This window comes from Endozoicomonas sp. OPT23, from assembly GCF_009653635.1.
Lineage (GTDB): Bacteria > Pseudomonadota > Gammaproteobacteria > Pseudomonadales > Endozoicomonadaceae > Endozoicomonas_A.
Genome location: NZ_PPFD01000002.1, coordinates 859718 through 877256, shown reverse-complemented (window position 1 = coordinate 877256; position 17539 = coordinate 859718). Strand labels below are relative to the sequence as shown.

Sequence of the window (17539 nt, the reverse complement as noted above, 5' to 3'; positions counted from 1 at the left end):
TAACAAGTGACTGTGGCCTATAGTCAAGTTTTCAGGTGATATTTTCTCCCCAACATGTCCCGTTTTTCAGCATAGTATTCAGGATGACAATCATCTTACGCATACAGGCTGTTAGCGCCACGATGGGGAGCTTTCCTGCTTCACGAAGGTGGTCGTAAAAACGTTTGATAACAGGGTTACACTGGATGGCAGACATCATTGCCATAAACATCACTGTACGTATTCGTGAGCGACCTCCACGTATGTGTCTTTGCCCCTGATGTCGTCCGCTGTCTTTATTCATTGGCGCGACTCCCACCAGAGCGGCAATTTCTTTACGATTTAGCTTACCGAGTTCAGGGAGTTCACTGAGCAGCGTGTAGGCCAGAACATTGCCAACACCAGGTACACTGGTCATGATTTTGAGAGGCATCCTGTACTCAGCCTCTTGCTGAACGAGGCCGTCGAGTTGTTCTGTGATTTTCAGAATCTCTCTTTCGAAGCAGGCCAGTACGTTTCGAATCGACTTGTGAAGTTCTTTAGGCATGATCTGGAGACGGTTTTTCTCCATGGTTCTCATGTCCAGAAGCTCCTTGCGTCGGATCAGTAAATCCTTGATTAGCCTGGAGTGCTTATCAGACAATGGTTTGATTTCAGGCTTGAGCGTTGCACCGTACTGGGCAATAACCTGAGCATCGACTTTATCGGTTTTAGCCAGCACGCCAATGGCTCTGGCGAAGTGACGTACTTTGATCGGGTTCGCGACAATGATCGGCAACCCTGCTTTATCACAGGCAAAGACCAGTTCGTTTTCGTAGCGGCCTGTCGCTTCGACAACGATTCGTTCCGGGTTGATATCGGCGAATACGGCGATCAGTTTTTTTATCGTCTGAACGTCATTGGGAAAACGCTGATGCAGTCCTTGAGGGCAAAAGAAGATATCCAAAAACCGTTTGCCAACATCGACACCGACGACAGTGCCAGACTTGAATTCTGATGAGTTCATAATAAGCTTACTCTGCCTTGCTATGCGGGCTCGAGGCCCCGATGACTGTCCGAGTTATTGCTTAAGAGTATGCAACGCTGCTCACTTGTTACCGGTCTCTCGTAAGAGGAACCTAAAATCCATCGAGCTATTGCATAAGGCCTTCAGTAGGCCAACTGAAGGTGGGTCTCTTTTTACCCGTTTTCAAGAATAAGAATTAACCATACAAGAAAATCCACCGGACGCCTACGGCGCCCGTGATTTAGGCGTTAGGTTTCTACAACAATAAAAGAACATCAATTATGGACGAGAAAGATGTAATTTATAGATATAAATACCTTCCGTTTGATACAGGTTCTTTGGAAGTTATCAAATCAGGAACAATTAAGTTTACAAATCCACTTATGTTTAACGATCCATTTGATTGTTTTCCTCATTATGATCAAAATGCAATTGATGAAATTCCAAGTCGTAGAAAGGATCTTCTAAGAGCTGCGAGTCGAATTAGAAATCTAAGCCCAGCACAACATATACAGAATAAAAGAAGAATAGTCAGCGATTTTAAAAGAAGGGTGTTAGATAAAAGTGTTCCTAACAGCATTCTTGAAAAAATTGGTGTATTGAGCCTTAGTAGAGATCCAAGAAATATTCTAATGTGGTCTCATTATGCAGATTTTCACAAGGGTTTTGTTGTAGAGTTCAGAATTCCTACAAAATTGCCTGATAATACGATTGGAACTATTGATGAATGGCTATTTCCCTTAAAGGTTAATTACTCAAAAGAAAGGCCTGTATTTAGATTTGGTTTAGATGATTCAGAAACTGTTATGAATAATGTCCTATTGACCAAATATGATGTATGGAAATATGAGCAGGAAGAAAGAGTGGTCGATAATGATCGAGGTCCAGGCATTCATTCGTATTTAAGAAATAATGTCTTATCATCTGTAATTGCAGGAGCTAAAATGAGTCAAGAATCAGTTCGTGAACTTTCCTCAGTTTTGGATAGCGTAAAAAATGAAATCGAAAATGATGTAAAATTATACGTTGCAGAACAGTCTGAAAGAGATTATGAGATTTTAATTCCTGATTTTCCAAGATCCTCAGTTACCGAAACCTAACAAAAAAATCCAGGTGACATCCGCCTGCGGCGGCTGCACCTGATTTGGGCGTTATGTTAATGCAAACTTCAACATCTTCTTTAATAACTACACATAGAAAGGATTGGTAGTGGAAATAATTCGAGGGAACGAAGGGAATGCTGAAGAACTAGCATCTATCATTAGCATCTCAAATACAGATGTAGCAAAACTATTTTCCATAACCAAAGAAAACAATCCTAAACATCCATCATTTTACACAAGAGACTGGGTTTTGTCTGACATGGAGAGAGGAGAGCAATACTTCCTTTTCCTAAAGAACGGAATTGCTATCGGTTGTGTGGCCGTCGAGTTCCCAAACTCAGAGGTCTCGTATTTGAATAGACTATCTGTTTTACCAAAACATCGATCAAATGGTGTTGGAGAAAACCTAGTCAACTATGTTTATGAATACTCAAGAGCCAATCATGCAAAAAGAATCAGCATAGGCATAATCGCTGACCATGATGTACTGAAAAAATGGTACGTAAAACTGGGCTTCAAAGAGGGTGAAACTAGAGTATTCGACCACCTTCCTTTTAATGTCACATATTTGCAGTACGCATTGTAAAATATCCATTAAGTAAAGTGAAAACGGCCTAAAACATAACAAGAGCGTGGTGTTCGTCGCTACGCTCCTGGGACGCCTACGGCGCCCCACACGCAGGCGTTATGCACTAAGTGCCAATCAAAAAACTATTCGAATATACTCCAGTGCATTTGACAAGTTTAATATAAATTACAACAACTAATGAGTAGCTGCAGCTCTGTGTCTACAGAGTAGCAATAGAGGAAGTTCCTAATCAAAAAAACCATAAGGCATGGCTTCGTTTGATTAGTAACCTAAAAAAGGAGAAAAAAATGATTAGAATAACAATTATCATCATGGGTTTGTTTTTCAGTTCAATAGCAACAGCAGCATATAATTTTAATTGGTACAATTTAATGCTTGCTCACACCAAATTAAGTGAGAATTTTGATTATGAGAATTATGTTGATTCATATATGAGAAAGTATCGTCATGAAGTATGGAGTAAATATAAAAATGATGAATTTGACTTAGAGGATAAACGACAAGAGACGATAAACATAATCAAGGAAAAAGTTAGAAAATTTGATCTAAACAAAGAGTTTACAATATACTACAACTTGAAATTTGAAAAATACAACTTCGAAAGAGAACTATTTCCTATAAATGGATTTAGTGAAACCTTTTACTTCTATGAAAAAGAAAATTCTGTAGGAAGCTATCCTAGTAAATATAAAGTATTTTTTACTAACCACCAAAAGTTGGGTGATTTGCCTATGAGCAAGGATAAAGCTAAGAAATTCTTGAAGTCTAGAAAGGATCGAAATGGATACGTCAATCGATCAATTTATGCAAAGATCGTTATAAATATTAATAAATTAGGTGGAGAACCTAGTTCAATGTATTCAGCCATTAAGAATATAACTATTTATAGTGATAAATCTAAAGCCAAACAATTGATTAGCTTTTAAAGCAAGAAGTGCATAACAAAAAAATCCAGGTGACGCCTACGGCGCCCCTTATTGAGGCGTTAGCTGCTTTTCGAAGACTTGAACAATGATACAAACCGCGTGATTGGCTTTTAAAATAATAAACACAGTGTACAGAGGTATTTATGCGAGTAAAGCAAATAGGTGACCCAATCCTCCGTGAGGTTTGTAATAATGTAAAGCAAGAAGATATAGCAGCGTTAAATATCCAAGATACTATAAATAAAATGAGAAAAATCTTGGATGATATAAAAAACATTTCTAGTGAAAATGGAAATGCTATTGCTGCGCCACAAGTGGGAGTAGCAGTTCGAATAATACTACTTCGAATTGAAAATAATTTTCACACTATGATTAATCCCAGTTATACCTACACCTCTGAAGAAGTCTTTGATTTTGAGGAAGAGTGTTTTAGTTTTTATAGTCTTCGCGGAAAAGTTTCGAGACATTCAACTGTTACAGTTGAATATTTTGATGAAAATGCACAATTTAAATCTAAAATATTTACGGGTGAAGAGTCTGCTCTAGTGCAACATGAAATTGATCATCTAAATGGTGTGTTTTTCTTAGATAAAGTCACTGATAAGAAAAGTGTAAGATCAGTTGACTATATTTTAAAGGACAATCCAGCCAAACTATCAAAAGTAAAAGATTTAATTGGTTTTATGGCAGGCTAATGAACAAGCAATAAAATACGCAGCTAACAAGTGCTTCAAATGGGACGCATAAACCTACATCCTGGACTACAACACTTTCTACTAAAGACATGAAAATACTTAATACTTTGTTTCCAATGTTTTTTCTTTCACTCCTTCAGCTTTCCCATGCAGATGTTGTTCTGAAGAACCAACCAAAAGAAAAAAGTGAATATTTAAATACAAAATGTATTAATGGAACTAAAGCAATAAATTCAACCTCAGCAAAAATCACCTACAACGAGTTGTGTTTGTATGGAGAAATAGGTTGCCCTGATTCTTTCTTCAAAGGAAAGATAAAGGCGTATTGCAAACACAATGAGTTAAGTAAATGCTTTAACAAGAAAGGTTGGATGACCATCAACCAGCTTATTGGCATCCCGGATAAAGTTAAACTCGGATTAATCACTTATGGTCTTGGCAAGAAAACAAGTCTTACATACGGTAAAACCTGTGCATATTGGGACTAATTTTAAGCTTTCGACACATAACAAGTGCGCTAAAAGGCTGTATGATGTTTAAAAAAATAATCAGCATATTTAAAAATAAAGAAATCAAGTGGTACGAGCCAGAAGACCCCACTCCACGAGAGCAGTGTCCATGCTGTGATTACATATCACTTCCAGAAAAGGGGAACTTTTTGATTTGTCCTATCTGTTTCTGGGAGGACGACGGGCAGGATGTCGACGAGCTAGATATAGAGTCAGGCCCAAACCGTTCTATCTCGTTGCGTCAAGGTCGCCATAACTTTAATGAGTTTGGTGCTTGTGAGTTAGCAATGAAAGAACATGTAATACCAGAAAGTGAGCGTAAGCATTTTGAGCACAAACCAAGAGCCTTATAATGAGTTGCTCAAGTACGCTCCAGACGCAAAAACAGGGCTTCTGTGGGACGACCTACACCGAGTTTCGCTGTCTTTTAGCAAGACGTTATACATCTCTAAAGCTTGATCGCTAAATAACGAGTGGAAATTATGCGCAATGAGAGAGTGATCTTCCCCCTCTAAGAAACAAAGTGATTTTTGATGTCTGAAAAATACGATAAAAATAATGCATTTGCCAAGATACTTTCTGGTGATGCTCCATGTGTAAAGGTCTATGAAGACGAGCTAACTTTGGCTTTCATGGATTTTATGCCACAAATAGATGGGCATGTTTTAGTCATCCCCAAAGAAGAAGCTGTAACTATTTACGATCTGTCAAACGAAGCAGCATTAGCGTGTATGCAAACTGTCCAGAAAGTTGGTAAGGCCGTTGAGCAAGCCATGGAAATTGAGGGCTCCACCATCTTTCAGCACAATGGTAGAACCGCTGGCCAGACAGTTGCTCATTTTCACTTTCATGTGCTGCCAGGTTCTTTAACAGGTCTTAGAGGTCATGCTGTCGAGCTTGCTGAAAAAAGACAGTTAATAGCGATAGCTGAGCGTATTATTCAAGAATTATAAGCAAGCTGGTATAACAAAATATCGCTCTGCTTTCCGACCCTTTTGACCTACCACAAACTAGCCAGAACTGCTGATAACAGAGCACAAAATGAAAGAGTTCTGTGCTTGAATCAAAGCGACGTATCAAGAGAATGAAGAAGAATATCCATGGAACAGGATAAAATCACAATATTAGACGTTGAAGAAGATGACTTTTATGAAGTAGTAGATTTAGTTGGAGGTGTTTCAGAAGCTGACATTCTTCCGAATTTTTCTGATGAAGGTAAAGCGTCATTTCTACAATCCATGAACGAGAACATACAGAAAACATTTGATAGAACCCGTTTTCACTGTGTTAAAGCTGTTCTCAATGACAGGGTCGTTGGGTTTTCTGCCCTGCGCGACAACGAATACTTAACCCACCTATTTATAGATAAAGAACACCAGTCAAAAGGTCTTGGTAAGGCGCTACTGCGTTACATGATAAATAACCCTGAAGTGACTTCTGTTTCTCTCAGGTCATCGATCAATGCTGTTCCATTCTATACTTCACTTGGCTTCGAATGTACCGGACCAGAAAGTAATGTAAAAGGTATTCGGTACGTACCGATGACTGTGCCAAATAATACGACGAATACCAAACATCTGACTGGAATACCTACATCGCCTAACAAACAAACTTATCAGTTCGAGATTAAAGATAACCCATCATCCAAATAAGAAGAAACAATATCTGATTTTCATTTAGCACAGATCAATATTGCGCAAGCATGAGACCCAATGGAGTCAGAAACCATGAGAAGATTTGTTGATCGTCTCGATGAAATAAATGCATTGGCTGACGTTTCCCCTGACTTTGTCTGGAGGCTTCAGCCAGAGAGGGAGATGCGACAGCAATCCACTTTAACTGAACTCAATACCATACAGGAGAGCCTCGTCTTATGCCTGAACCCGATCCAGCGAAAATCATGGCCTTCGCTACACCAAAAGATTTCGGTCAATGGCTCCAGAAGAATCACAACACAGAGAGTGAACTCTGGGTGAAAATCTTCAAGAAAAACACAGGGATTCAGAGCGTAAGCTGGGATTGTGTTGTCATTGAATCATTATGCTGGGGCTGGATTGATGGCATTAAGAAAACAATCGATGACCAAGCCTACCTCCAGCGCATCACACCACGAAAAGCTCGAAGCAGCTGGTCGAAACGAAACAGAAAACATGTGGAGCGTTTGATCAACGAAGGCAGGATGACCGAGACAGGGCTTGCGCACGTCCGGGCAGCTCAGGCGGATGGACGCTGGGAAAACGCTTACTCGGTCAGTGAAATGAAAGTGCCCGAGGATTTTTTAGCCGCTCTGGAAAACAACCTGCAGGCGAAGCTATTTTTTAATACCCTCACTAAAGCAAATCAGTACGTCATCGCACATGGATTAATGAGTGCAAAGAAGACCGAAACCAGACAGAAGCGTTTCGAAAAATTTCTGGATATGCTTATCCATGAGAAAAAGCCGACCTAGCCTTAAACAACAATATAAGCCTAATCAATTCAGTCCTAAAATTGCTGTTATTTCTTTTATCGCCCGACATCAAGTTACCGGTGTAGCAGTGAGGCACGTTAACATTGCCGAAGATCTGTAGACAATAGCTCATTTTATCGGTGAAGATTATTACCTTATGCTTCGTTTGAAGCAGTGTTATACAATTCATTTCAATCAACAAAAAGACGTAAAATCATGAATAGGAAAGCACTCTTTATACTTCTCGGAGTCTCTGTTTTTTCACCCTTCGCCAGCGCAATCGACTGTTATGAAGAGTCCAGAAGTTACCTTAGTCAAGGTGATGATTATTTCGATTTGAAGCACCCTGCTACATTCAGTAGAACTGAAAAAAAGGCGGTTAAGTCTCTCTATGAGTCCATTAATGGCGAGTGGGAAGGCACTGCCGTTTTCACCGATTGCAGAGGGGCACAACGAGCACTTAGAGAAAAAAATGTCGAATTTACAGTAAAAGCTGAAATAGGCAAAGGTTCAAGAGAGATCATACGGTTCAGATTAAGCAAAAAATCAGACGGCACCAGTCGACGTGAAATTATTGATATTTTTAATAGCGACACCATGTTTGATTTCAAACAACGTGGATCAACGTATCGGACAGAAGAAAAACTCTACCTTGCAATGGGAAAGAACCGGGTAAGTCTCATAGAGAATATTATTTCACTAGAGAAGAGTAATGATGAAATCAGTCTGAACATCACATCCTACATAAATGGTGCTTTCTCTCATAAGCAAGAAATAAGTCTGGCTAAAATTTAGAGCAAAATCTGGTTGTGTGACAGAACTTTCTCTCTTTCCGCTCGGAGACAAGAGACAGTATTACTCTCGCTCCTTCAGTAGAGATGACTGTGTATCAAACCTTTTGGGAGATGTCGTGGAGATTTTAGCAGTAGAAAGAATAGAAGAGTATCAAGATCAGCTTGCCAGACTTCTATGTGATTGCGTTGATGACGGCGCTTCGATTGGTTTTATCGCTCCGCTCATGGAATCTGAAGCAAATAACTACTGGAAAAACGTGGCCAATGGCTTACCTGATCAGTCAAAAATCCTGTTTCTGGCTCGAGAAAATGATCAGATAGTCGGAACGGCTCAGTTGTCATTATGCCAGAAAGATAATGGACGTCATCGTGCTGAAGTTGAAAAACTGATGGTTCATACAGAAGCGCGTGGCAAGGGAGCTGGAAGAGCCTTAATGCTTGCGCTTGAGAGTAAAGCGGCAAACCTGGACCGGTCGCTTTTGGTTCTGGACACTCGTAAAGGCGATGCAGCATCCAGCCTGTATGAATCTATCGGGTACGTTTTAGCCGGTGAAATTCCAGCGTTTGCTTTGAACTCTGAAGGCGGTCTTGATTCAACCGTTTATTACTACAAACAAATCGCTTAGCAACCGTCAGTCTCTTAGAGGCTGTATTCACTTGTCACTCTTCACCGATCAAGATCATGTGTAAAATTGGTGAATAATGCACCAACGTGAAGAGTATGATGTGAAGAGTTCAACTCGGCAAAAGATAGGCTCCATAGCTCTGGTTGTTGAAAACTATGATGATGCCATTGAGTTTTATACCCGTAAGTTGCAGTTTACGCTGATTGAAGACACACCGCTGGGCAACGGCAAGCGGTGGGTTTTAGTGTCACCACCAGGTGCGACAGAAACAAACCTTCTCTTAGCTCAGGCAGCAAGTCCTGAGCAGTTGAATGCCGTTGGAAACCAGACCGGTGGGCGAGTATTTCTGTTTTTGCAGACAGATGACTTCTGGCGAGATTACCAACAGATGAAAGCCAATGACATTCTCTTCATCGAGGAACCCAGAATTGAAGCTTATGGCACTGTAGTTGTCTTTCAGGATCTTTATGGCAATAAATGGGATCTCTTACAGTTGCATTAGTCATGCAGGAACAACTGTTTTCGACTCACCCAACCGTAATATATAAGTTAGAGCAGTATTTATGAATGACATCAAGAAGACAAAGGCCTTAAGACTTACTTCTTCGATCTCAGGAGAATCCGGTGCAATTTGATAGTTGGATAGCGTTTTGTTCGATTGCCTTGTTGGCTACAGCTACGCCCGGGCCAGCAGCTCTACTGGTGTCCGTTAACAGTTTATCCGTTGGTGTTAAAAAGTCGCTGGTTACAGTGCTCGGCAATGTTTCCGGTCTTTTCATCATGTCGGGTTGCTCAATACTGGGCTTGAGCGCTGTTGTTTTGAGTTCATCAGTAGCCTTTACCATTATCAAAGTTCTGGGCGCAGTTTACCTCATCTACATGGGCCTTAAGTTATGGAATAACGGTATAGGAAAACTGGAAGCCTGTAGCTCTCAAGGCAAAGAAAGCCACTCTTTTCGTTTGTACATGCAAGGTGTTCTTGTTGCCCTGACAAACCCTAAGGCAATTGTTTTTACAACAGCGCTGTTTCCACAATTTATATCTGTCACAGAACCATTACTGCCACAGTTTGCCTTACTGGTTTCAACCTTTATGGCGTTGTCGTTTATATGTTTATCCTTCTACGCGGTACTTGCACAGAGGGCAAAATCCAATACCCGACAACTCGTTTCCGGTAAGATTCTGGGTAGAATTTTTGGCTCAACCTTTATTGGTGCTGGCTGTATTTTAGCGGGTGCATCGAAATAATCAGTGGTGAGTGAAGAGAACATTGGGACTGTTGCAGCAGTTCTTCTGCGCACTAAGTACCCTGACATTTGAATTCGTATGTCATTTCCCCGTCTGCGGCGGGGAAATGACAATCTAATATTCGATTACGAGTGTCTGCACACTTATAAATAACAGGGAGTCTGTATGAAGTTAGTATTACTATTATCGATGTTGATATCACCCGTGTTTGCTTTGGCGTTCGACATCAATGAGTATTCGGACTCTCTGGATTTCGCCCAGGTGGCAGGTGTTACAGCCACTCAACAATCAAGTGATCGCTGGTGTTTTAGTGTTTCTGTCAGACATAATGATGAAAGCTGGAGTCACTACGCTGATGGCTGGGAAGTTATAGATCTGGAAGGCAACCAGCTTGGATACCGCAAACTTGCCCACCCCCATGATAATGAGCAGCCTTTTACACGCTCCCAATGCAACATCAATATTCCCTCATCAACATCTAAAGTAGCCGTTCGGGCAAAGTGCAATAAACATGGTTTTGGTGGTAAGGCAAAGATTCTCGATCTAAATACTATTTAGTGTCGGTTCTGAACAACATAGATACCTAACCGTCAGTAAATACACGACATAGAATCTATAAATAACACTATTTACTTGGATCGAGAATAACAAAGCATGCAAGTTTTATTGAAAGCAATGGATCAGCAATCATTTTCTGACTACCTTGAAATGGCGATACCCTCCTATGCTAGGGATAACATCGATTCTGGACGGTGGGATACATCCGAGGCAACAGAGCGCTCTATAAAAGCTCATGAATCCCTTTTGCCTGAAGGGCTGGAAACCAAAGATAACTATTTATTCGATATCATCGAGCAAGAAGATCAACAGAATGTAGGCCATATCTGGGTCAAAATTGAAGATAATATACGTACTCGATCTGCCTTCATCTATGACATAGAAATATACGAATCTCATCGCAGAAAAGGCCATGCTAAGGCTGCGCTGACCTCTATCGAGGCAAAGGTTGCAGATATGGGTGCAACCAGTTTGGGGCTGCACGTATTCAACCATAATTCAGCTGCTCTGAAGCTATACAACAGCATCGGCTACCAAACTGTCAGCCATAATATGCAAAAACCAGTTTGAAACAGGATGCACTGTGGCTGGCTGAGCTCAGGGCTGGTTTTGTCAATAAATCCGTAAAGAAAGACAGTCAGTGCAGCTGACTATTACAGCTGCACTGAACTCAACTCACTGCTCGTTAAGGTCGTACTTCAGCAGATCGTTGCTATTAATCATGGCAATCAACTCATCCACATAAGCTGAACCACGAATAGAATATGCGTAGAGCCCATGAGCCAGAACAGGGCCAGTGACAGCTTCTCCCATCCCCCTTCTCCCCGCTCTCATCTCTCTCAGCGCTTCGTAATGATGACTGGTATTGAGATTGAACATATAAGAACGCACTGAGGCCAGAGGGGATTTAAACTTTCTCACTTCATAAGTCTTTCCTTCAGGTCGCCCTTCCGGAATCACTCCACACCCTTCACTGAAACACCACTGTCCGTAAAGGTTATTAGCTTGCTTGGCAAAGCGGGACGTCCCCCAGGCTGATTCATTCGCAGCCTGAACCAACGCCAGGGAGGCAGGAATCTCATCGACTCTGTTCAACAGAGCTTCAAACAGTCGGCTATCAACGATCGTTATACTTTTAAGACGATAACTGCGAGCTGTTTTCAGCAACCAGGCATTATCCTGTTCTGATCGGCTCTCGGCCTGCTGCAATCTCAGAATACGATCACGGACTTGTTCAAGACGATAATTTTCCTGATCAACCATGGTCTTCATGTAACTGAAGAAAGCCGCTTTTTTCTTTTTGACATCCAGAATCCCGGCAAAATCCGGAATATCGCTTGGCACAGGTTTTGGTTCAGGTTTTTTTTCCGGTTCTTTAGGTTTGATCTGAACCGTTTTTTCCTCAGCCTTTTCCTCCACTGGAGGTTTGTTCAGGTTATACCAGCTGGAAAAAGTCAGTACGCCTGCCAGCAGTGCAAGAAAGTAGACATCTGTTCTGCTATTCATTCGTTACACCACCCCTCAATCCTGTTCTCAATGACTCTTTCAATCACTATGATTTTTCGCCTTCAACCTGTTCGCCGGTTGCTGTTTAACGGCCTTGTTCTTTTTAACTTAAACGGATGAATCCTTTACATCACTGTTAAAATATGCAAACACTAAAGTATGGCCAGTTAGCGGACCTGCAGTCCTATGCAGGCAGGTCGATAATAATAACAAAATTCAACACCGCTGTTGGTCGCTGATTATACTGTTAATAACAACAACTTCAGCGGCGGGTGTACAGCCCTTAATGGAGGTTGCACCATGATACTTAGTCATTTCTGGGGACTGATATTCCATCCCACGCAAGAGTGGAACAATATCAGGGAACACCCACTATCGATACTCCGGCTTTACCTGGGGCAAATTGCCTGGCTTGCTGCGATTCCTGCGGTCTGCACCTATATAGGAACCACCCAGACTGGCTGGAGCCTTCCTGGTAATACCCAGATTGTAAAATTAACAGAAGACAGTGCAATGGTCATGGCCGGGCTTACCTGGTTGGCGATGCTCAGCAGCATTGCCGTCATTGGCGGCTTTGTTCAATGGATGGCCGAAACCTTTGGCAGTAAACCAACTCTTGCCCAGAGCGTTGCCTTTACCAGCTACTGCGCTGCTCCGATGTTTATCGCCGGTGTCTGCGGGCTTTACCCTTCCATCTGGTTGGCTATTGTTGCCGGTACGGTTGCCGTGTCTGTTTCCACCTGGCTGCTCTACTCAGGGTTACCCACATTTATGCAAATTCCGAAAGAGCGGGCCTTCATCTACTCAAGTTCAATACTTTGTATTGCCCTTGTCGTATTTGTAACCCTGATGATAACTACCGTTATTTTCTGGGGTATGGGTGCCGGACCTGAGTTTGTTCAGGTTTATTGATTCATCATCCATTCATAAATCTGTGACAGGTGATTTGGCAGTATCACCTGTTAGCACTTTCCTGCCTATACATCCCCTCTTTCCTGCTTTACCCTGATTGCAGATTTTTTCTCAAACAGTGCCATGTCTGAACACCTTATCCCCGAAGTTAACCAGCGCGTTGCCGAGCTCTACTGTCTTGCCGAGCGTCATTTTCTAAAACGCTTTCCAAGGCCAGCTATCAAGCTTGACCTGAAAGGTGAAACCGCAGGACAGGCCTGGCCAGAGAAAAACCTGTTAAGACTCAACAGCCAACTGTTAGTTGAAAATCGGGAACACTACTTCAAGCACACCATAGGGCATGAGATAGCCCATCTGGTCGCTCACCAGTTGTTTGGTAGAAAAATCAGACCTCACGGCCGAGAGTGGCAGTTTATTATGGAAGTTGTTTTCAGCCTGCCAGCAGAGCGAACCCACAGCTACGATACTCGTCGTGCCCGCTCTGTTCAGCGTCCGTATCTGTATCAGTGCCAGTGTCCGGAAAAGCTGATTCCGCTGACCAGTATTCGACATAACCGCTCCCGTAAAGGAACGGTCTATCTCTGCACTAGTTGTAAAGCGCCACTGCAGTTTGTTCGCAAGGAAAGTGTTACAAAAGACGTTCTCAGCGAAAACGCATAACCTTTAGCGACGCTTCAGGATCAATATCCTTAAACTCTTCAGGATTAGGCAGCCGTTCAACAAACTGCAGCCCGGGCGCTTCCGTCTTCATTTCTGATACCAGAAACCCGGTATCCAGCTTTGGATCATTCAGACACGCCAGCACCTCACCGCCTTCGGTCAGCATATCCGGCAATCGTCGCAGAATTTTCTTGTAGTCTCTGGAGAGAATAAAGCTGCCTTTTTGAAACGAGGGTGGATCTATGATGATCAAATCATATGGCCCTAACTTTCGTACTTTGCCCCATGATTTGAACAGATCATGCCCCAGAAACTTCACCTGATTCAGATCATGGCCATTCAGTTTATGATTAAGACGACCTCTTTCAAGCGAGGCTCTGGCCATATCCAGGTTAATCACTTGATCCGCACCGCCGGCCATTGCTGCGACCGAAAAACCACAGGTGTAGGCAAACAGGTTCAACACCTTCTTGCCCTCTGCATGCTTCTGAACCCACTCACGGCCCAATCGCATATCCAGAAACAAACCATTGTTCTGCTTGCGTCCAAGGTCCAGCTGATACTTTAAGTCGTTCTCGATAATTTGCTGAGTATCCTTCAGCTCTCCCCAAACCACTTCTACCGGAGAAGCTTCACGATCACGGTGATGGAGAAGGATAGAGCTGGCATTCAGTTTTAGCCACTGCTCGCTCCCGGCAAGATCAAGCAGCATTTGCTTTAAAGCCGTGTGAAAAGGTTCTTCCTGATCTTTGAAGAGAGAAACCAGAAGCTGACCATTGAGCCAGTCTACCGTCAGCTGTTCGAGTCCGGGCCAGCAACGGCCACGACCATGAAACAAGCGCCTTGCTTCATTCGGTGACTCGGAAATTAAATCAAGAAGGTGCCTGTAGAGAACAGGCAGTGCAATTGCATCCATCACGGGGAAGTACTTTGAGAAAAGGCTGGCATTCTAAACACTGGCAGCCTTGATGCAAGCTGAGAGATTATTTAGGGGTGACAGTAAGCGTTAATACATCCCGGTAATGGCCTGATGGCTTGTTAATGACGTTTGTATAATAACTGTCAATGCGCAGGCTGGTATTGGTTCCTCCTCCGCAATCCTGTTGTGGGCTCCCCGTGAACCCTTGAAGAGTCCCATTACCATTCAGTACTTTCCAATTATCCTGAATAACATTAAACCGGTAATTGATTCGATGGCTGGTATCGGGAATAGCCATGGCAAAACGCCGACCATTATCGACTTCGCCGGTAACCTCCAAATCAAAGGAGCGCCCGCCACTGACAAACACACAGAAGTCGGCATCCCGAAAATACCAGTTGCCATTTCTGGCATTGGTAAGATCGATATCTTGCAGCTTACTGATTCTTGCCTGCAGAGGCACCGTAACCGTAATAGTTTGGAGGCTGATAAACTGTGAGCTGCCATTACCAAGATCAACGCTGAACCTACCGGAATAGGCTCCCGGAGTAGCATTCAAAAAATCGGAGTGTCTGACATCAGCCCTTAAGTAGGCCTGACTGTAGGGCTGGTCCTGACAACTCAGCGCTCCTTGCTGATTATCAACAATCTGGTTATTGCTGGTAATTTCATACCAGCGGGACTCTCCCGACACAGGCATCCCACCTTTCCAGTACAGTTTTATCGGAAGCTGCTGGCTGCCGTTACTTAAATAAAAGCGGCTATTGCTGAATGGACCACGTACCTGCACATCAAACTCACGACGCTGAGAGCCATTTCCAGATCTGGAAATAATGCAGTATTCATCCTGACCTGAAAGGCTATCAGAGGAACTGCTCCCCTGAACCACTTCAAAATCGTTCAATTGCTCAATGCAGTAGCGACTGTTACCTCTATCTCTACAAACAGCCTGAACATAGACACTGGTAGCAAAAAGTATAAAGAGAGATATTTTGCCGGCTAATGAGAGTAAAAAGCTGTTTGCAATCTGATAGTTATTCGCCTTCGAGTACATCTGATCATCCGATGACTGCCTGATATTTGAGCGAATCATACCATCAAATATGAATGTAAATTCACATTTTTATACGTACTCTGCATTCTCAGATCAAAGGACGAGAACTGATCACTCAGCTGCCTGTTCAGCAAACTCAGAAATCAGACGACAGAACCTTTCGCCATACTGTTCAAGCTTGAACTCACCAACACCGGATACCTGTGACATAGCGTCATGACTGACCGGTTTCGCTTTCAACATACCCAGCAATGTTCTGTCGTTGAAGATGACATAAGCCGGCACGCCCTGCTCTTCAGCCAGCTCTTTGCGCAGAACTCTTAGCGCTTCCCAGAGCGGTTTATCCTCTTCTTCCACTACAAGGCGTCCTTTTTCAGCAGAGGCAGCCGTGACTTTAATCGTTTTAACCGTTGCGTACTCGTATCGGTCCTGCCTGAGCTCTATGCTTTCTTCACCTTTCAACAAAGGGCGACAGCGATTGTTCAGCTTTAGCGAACCATGACCTTCCAGGTCAACATTCACATAACCTCTGGCCACCAGTTGCCTGAATACAGAGCGCCACTCTGCCTGCTTGTAATCAGCGCCAATGCCGAAAGTCGTCAGCTGTTCATGGTGAAACTGTTTCACTTTCGCCGTCTGTTTACCCAGCAGCACATCAATCAGGTGTGAGACACCGAACAGCTGCCCGGTTCTATAAACGCACGAGAGAGCTTTTCGAGCGGCCTCAGTGCCATCCCAAGTTTGAGCAGGCTCAACACAAAGATCGCAGTTGCCGCACTTTTCTTTCAGAGGCTCATCAAAGTATTCCAGCAGCACCTGACGACGACAGCCGGACACTTCACAAAGCGCCAGCATCGCTTCCAGCTTCTGATGTTCGACTCGTTGCAGCTCCTGACTCAAATTAGAGCTGGAACGAATCTGGCGCAGCAACATAATGTCCTGCAAGCCATACACCATCCATGCCGTTGCAGGCAGGCCATCACGCCCCGCCCTGCCGGTTTCCTGATAATAGGCTTCAATACTTCGCGGTAAATCCAGATGAGCAACAAACCGCACATCCGGCTTGTCGATGCCCATACCGAAAGCCAGAGTCGCAACAATGATGACTCTGTCTTCCTGTATAAAACGATGTTGATTATGTTTTCTCTGCTCGGCAGGCATTCCGGCATGGTAGGGAAGGGCTTTACAGCCATTGGCATTCAGCCACTCAGCGGTATCGTCTACCCGCTTTCTCGACAGGCAGTAAACAATGCCTGAATCTTCAGAGTGCTCTTTCTCTATAAACCGAAGCAGCTGTTGCTTGCCCTGTTTCTTCTGGCTGATGCGGTAGAAAATATTGGCGCGGTTAAAACTGTCAATAAACACCCGGGCATTTTGCAGCCCAAGCCGCTCCACGATTTCCTGTCGAGTACGTTTATCTGCTGTTGCTGTCAGGGCAATACGAGGCACTGCCGGAAAACGCTGGGTGAGCCTTGAAAGCTGCAAGTACTCCGGCCGAAAATCATGTCCCCATTGAGAAACACAATGCGCTTCATCAATAGCAAACAGTGAAACTCTGATCTGATCGAGCTTATGCAGCATCATCTCGGTCATAAGCCGTTCCGGAGCCACATACAGTAAATCAATATGTCCTGTGAACAGCTCCTGTTCAATCCGCATCTGCTCATCAAAAGGAACACCTGAATGCAGGCTCTCTGCCCTGATTCCGATCTGTTGAAGGTTGTTAATCTGATCTTCCATCAAGGCTATCAGCGGTGAAACCACTATCGCTGTACCTGGCATAACCAGTGCTGGCACTTGAAAGCAGAGTGATTTACCACCACCGGTAGGCATCAGAACCAGTGCATCCCGCCCCTGACAAACTTCATCAATAACCTCTCCCTGAAAGCCACGAAAAGTGTCGTATCCGAACGTGTTTTTCAGAACATTCAGGGCAGTATCTTTCATGTCAGTCCGGTTTCTCAGGAAGGTTTAAAATCAGCACTTAGGTCACATTTTTAAACACG

Annotated in this window: 23 protein-coding genes; 18 read left to right on the top strand and 5 right to left on the bottom strand. The window is 43.3% G+C overall.

The window, feature by feature from the left end:
• Window positions 1–31: 31 nt before the first annotated feature.
• Complete coding sequence (locus EOPP23_RS05820; protein WP_153764989.1) at window positions 32–985, bottom strand: IS110 family transposase; 954 nt, start codon at window positions 983–985, stop codon at window positions 32–34.
• 281 nt (window positions 986–1266) lie between these two features.
• On the opposite strand from EOPP23_RS05820, the gene EOPP23_RS05815 reads away from it, so the two are divergent.
• The 16 genes from EOPP23_RS05815 (at window position 1267) to EOPP23_RS05740 (ending at window position 11052) form a co-directional block, all read left to right on the top strand.
• Complete coding sequence (locus EOPP23_RS05815; protein WP_153764988.1) at window positions 1267–2085, top strand: DUF2971 domain-containing protein; 819 nt, start codon at window positions 1267–1269, stop codon at window positions 2083–2085.
• A gap of 109 nt (window positions 2086–2194) precedes the next feature.
• Complete coding sequence (locus EOPP23_RS05810) at window positions 2195–2674, top strand: GNAT family N-acetyltransferase (protein WP_370514668.1); 480 nt, start codon at window positions 2195–2197, stop codon at window positions 2672–2674.
• 290 nt (window positions 2675–2964) lie between these two features.
• A complete protein-coding gene (locus tag EOPP23_RS05805) occupies window positions 2965–3603 on the top strand; it encodes a DUF4852 domain-containing protein (RefSeq protein WP_153764986.1) in 639 nt (212 codons plus the stop codon).
• 143 nt (window positions 3604–3746) lie between these two features.
• Complete coding sequence (locus tag EOPP23_RS05800) at window positions 3747–4298, top strand: peptide deformylase (RefSeq protein WP_153764985.1); 552 nt, start codon at window positions 3747–3749, stop codon at window positions 4296–4298.
• Between the two features lie 89 nt (window positions 4299–4387).
• Window positions 4388–4786, top strand: coding sequence for a hypothetical protein (locus EOPP23_RS05795; RefSeq protein WP_153764984.1), 399 nt, complete (start codon window positions 4388–4390; stop codon window positions 4784–4786).
• Window positions 4787–4827: 41 nt separating this feature from the next.
• On the top strand, window positions 4828–5160 hold the full coding sequence (locus EOPP23_RS05790; RefSeq protein WP_228550572.1) for a CPCC family cysteine-rich protein: 333 nt from the start codon (window positions 4828–4830) through the stop codon (window positions 5158–5160).
• A 180-nt stretch (window positions 5161–5340) separates the two neighbouring features.
• Window positions 5341–5760, top strand: a complete 420-nt coding sequence (locus EOPP23_RS05785) for an HIT family protein (protein ID WP_153764983.1) — start codon at window positions 5341–5343, stop codon at window positions 5758–5760.
• Window positions 5761–5907: 147 nt separating this feature from the next.
• Entirely contained in the window at window positions 5908–6459 is a 552-nt protein-coding gene (locus EOPP23_RS05780; RefSeq protein ID WP_153764982.1) for a GNAT family N-acetyltransferase, read from the top strand.
• Between the two features lie 60 nt (window positions 6460–6519).
• Window positions 6520–6783, top strand: coding sequence for a DUF3291 domain-containing protein (locus EOPP23_RS21740; RefSeq protein WP_153764981.1), 264 nt, complete (start codon window positions 6520–6522; stop codon window positions 6781–6783).
• Window positions 6681–7256, top strand: coding sequence for a YdeI family protein (locus tag EOPP23_RS05770; RefSeq protein ID WP_153764980.1), 576 nt, complete (start codon window positions 6681–6683; stop codon window positions 7254–7256). Before EOPP23_RS21740 ends, EOPP23_RS05770 begins: the two co-directional genes overlap by 103 nt.
• Before the next feature lie 216 nt (window positions 7257–7472).
• Window positions 7473–8051, top strand: coding sequence for a hypothetical protein (locus EOPP23_RS05765; protein ID WP_153764979.1), 579 nt, complete (start codon window positions 7473–7475; stop codon window positions 8049–8051).
• 115 nt (window positions 8052–8166) lie between these two features.
• On the top strand, window positions 8167–8676 hold the full coding sequence (locus tag EOPP23_RS05760; RefSeq protein WP_370514665.1) for an N-acetyltransferase family protein: 510 nt from the start codon (window positions 8167–8169) through the stop codon (window positions 8674–8676).
• A 100-nt stretch (window positions 8677–8776) separates the two neighbouring features.
• Window positions 8777–9178 (top strand): VOC family protein, encoded by a 402-nt coding sequence (locus tag EOPP23_RS05755; RefSeq protein WP_370514664.1) that lies wholly within the window; start codon window positions 8777–8779, stop codon window positions 9176–9178.
• 122 nt (window positions 9179–9300) lie between these two features.
• Entirely contained in the window at window positions 9301–9924 is a 624-nt protein-coding gene (locus EOPP23_RS05750) for a LysE family translocator (RefSeq protein WP_370514663.1), read from the top strand.
• A gap of 165 nt (window positions 9925–10089) precedes the next feature.
• The gene (locus EOPP23_RS05745; protein ID WP_153764977.1) at window positions 10090–10482 is read left to right on the top strand and encodes a hypothetical protein; all 393 of its coding nucleotides are present in this window, start codon (window positions 10090–10092) and stop codon (window positions 10480–10482) included.
• 96 nt (window positions 10483–10578) lie between these two features.
• Window positions 10579–11052 carry an N-acetyltransferase gene (locus EOPP23_RS05740; protein WP_153764976.1) on the top strand — a complete coding sequence of 158 codons (474 nt, stop codon included), beginning with the start codon at window positions 10579–10581 and terminating at the stop codon, window positions 11050–11052.
• Between the two features lie 105 nt (window positions 11053–11157).
• On the opposite strand, the gene EOPP23_RS05735 is transcribed toward EOPP23_RS05740, so the two are convergent.
• The gene (locus EOPP23_RS05735) at window positions 11158–11988 is read right to left on the bottom strand and encodes a glucosaminidase domain-containing protein (RefSeq protein WP_153764975.1); all 831 of its coding nucleotides are present in this window, start codon (window positions 11986–11988) and stop codon (window positions 11158–11160) included.
• A gap of 300 nt (window positions 11989–12288) precedes the next feature.
• Between EOPP23_RS05735 and EOPP23_RS05730 the strand changes: the two genes are divergently transcribed.
• Window positions 12289–12900 carry a Yip1 family protein gene (locus EOPP23_RS05730; protein ID WP_153764974.1) on the top strand — a complete coding sequence of 204 codons (612 nt, stop codon included), beginning with the start codon at window positions 12289–12291 and terminating at the stop codon, window positions 12898–12900.
• Window positions 12901–13023: 123 nt separating this feature from the next.
• Window positions 13024–13560: a SprT-like domain-containing protein gene (locus EOPP23_RS05725; RefSeq protein ID WP_153764973.1), complete on the top strand. Its 537-nt coding sequence runs from the start codon at window positions 13024–13026 to the stop codon at window positions 13558–13560.
• Here EOPP23_RS05725 and EOPP23_RS05720 read toward each other — a convergent pair.
• From EOPP23_RS05720 to recQ, 3 genes are all read right to left on the bottom strand, one after another.
• Entirely contained in the window at window positions 13544–14476 is a 933-nt protein-coding gene (locus tag EOPP23_RS05720) for a class I SAM-dependent methyltransferase (RefSeq protein WP_153764972.1), read from the bottom strand. The two genes, EOPP23_RS05725 and EOPP23_RS05720, sit on opposite strands and share 17 nt — an antisense overlap.
• Before the next feature lie 67 nt (window positions 14477–14543).
• The gene (locus EOPP23_RS05715) at window positions 14544–15533 is read right to left on the bottom strand and encodes a hypothetical protein (RefSeq protein WP_194842505.1); all 990 of its coding nucleotides are present in this window, start codon (window positions 15531–15533) and stop codon (window positions 14544–14546) included.
• Between the two features lie 111 nt (window positions 15534–15644).
• Window positions 15645–17480, bottom strand: coding sequence for a DNA helicase RecQ (recQ, locus tag EOPP23_RS05710; protein ID WP_153764970.1), 1836 nt, complete (start codon window positions 17478–17480; stop codon window positions 15645–15647).
• Between the last annotated feature and the right edge of the window lie 59 nt (window positions 17481–17539).

Bases quoted from the DNA above. Each gene is read 5' to 3' on its own strand.
- EOPP23_RS05715 (WP_194842505.1), bottom strand. From the start codon at position 15,533: ATGTACTCGAAGGCGAATAACTATCAGATTGCAAACAGCTTTTTACTC.
- EOPP23_RS05720 (WP_153764972.1), bottom strand. From the start codon at position 14,476: ATGGATGCAATTGCACTGCCTGTTCTCTACAGGCACCTTCTTGATTTA.
- EOPP23_RS05735 (WP_153764975.1), bottom strand. From the start codon at position 11,988: ATGAATAGCAGAACAGATGTCTACTTTCTTGCACTGCTGGCAGGCGTA.
- EOPP23_RS05790 (WP_228550572.1), top strand. From the start codon at position 4,828: ATGATGTTTAAAAAAATAATCAGCATATTTAAAAATAAAGAAATCAAG.
- EOPP23_RS05815 (WP_153764988.1), top strand. From the start codon at position 1,267: ATGGACGAGAAAGATGTAATTTATAGATATAAATACCTTCCGTTTGAT.
- EOPP23_RS05770 (WP_153764980.1), top strand. From the start codon at position 6,681: ATGCCTGAACCCGATCCAGCGAAAATCATGGCCTTCGCTACACCAAAA.
- EOPP23_RS05780 (WP_153764982.1), top strand. From the start codon at position 5,908: ATGGAACAGGATAAAATCACAATATTAGACGTTGAAGAAGATGACTTT.
- EOPP23_RS05800 (WP_153764985.1), top strand. From the start codon at position 3,747: ATGCGAGTAAAGCAAATAGGTGACCCAATCCTCCGTGAGGTTTGTAAT.
- EOPP23_RS05745 (WP_153764977.1), top strand. From the start codon at position 10,090: ATGAAGTTAGTATTACTATTATCGATGTTGATATCACCCGTGTTTGCT.
- EOPP23_RS05785 (WP_153764983.1), top strand. From the start codon at position 5,341: ATGTCTGAAAAATACGATAAAAATAATGCATTTGCCAAGATACTTTCT.
- EOPP23_RS05805 (WP_153764986.1), top strand. From the start codon at position 2,965: ATGATTAGAATAACAATTATCATCATGGGTTTGTTTTTCAGTTCAATA.
- EOPP23_RS05765 (WP_153764979.1), top strand. From the start codon at position 7,473: ATGAATAGGAAAGCACTCTTTATACTTCTCGGAGTCTCTGTTTTTTCA.
- EOPP23_RS05820 (WP_153764989.1), bottom strand. From the start codon at position 985: ATGAACTCATCAGAATTCAAGTCTGGCACTGTCGTCGGTGTCGATGTT.
- EOPP23_RS05730 (WP_153764974.1), top strand. From the start codon at position 12,289: ATGATACTTAGTCATTTCTGGGGACTGATATTCCATCCCACGCAAGAG.
- EOPP23_RS05725 (WP_153764973.1), top strand. From the start codon at position 13,024: ATGTCTGAACACCTTATCCCCGAAGTTAACCAGCGCGTTGCCGAGCTC.
- EOPP23_RS21740 (WP_153764981.1), top strand. From the start codon at position 6,520: ATGGAGTCAGAAACCATGAGAAGATTTGTTGATCGTCTCGATGAAATA.
- EOPP23_RS05795 (WP_153764984.1), top strand. From the start codon at position 4,388: ATGAAAATACTTAATACTTTGTTTCCAATGTTTTTTCTTTCACTCCTT.
- recQ (WP_153764970.1), bottom strand. From the start codon at position 17,480: ATGAAAGATACTGCCCTGAATGTTCTGAAAAACACGTTCGGATACGAC.
- EOPP23_RS05740 (WP_153764976.1), top strand. From the start codon at position 10,579: ATGCAAGTTTTATTGAAAGCAATGGATCAGCAATCATTTTCTGACTAC.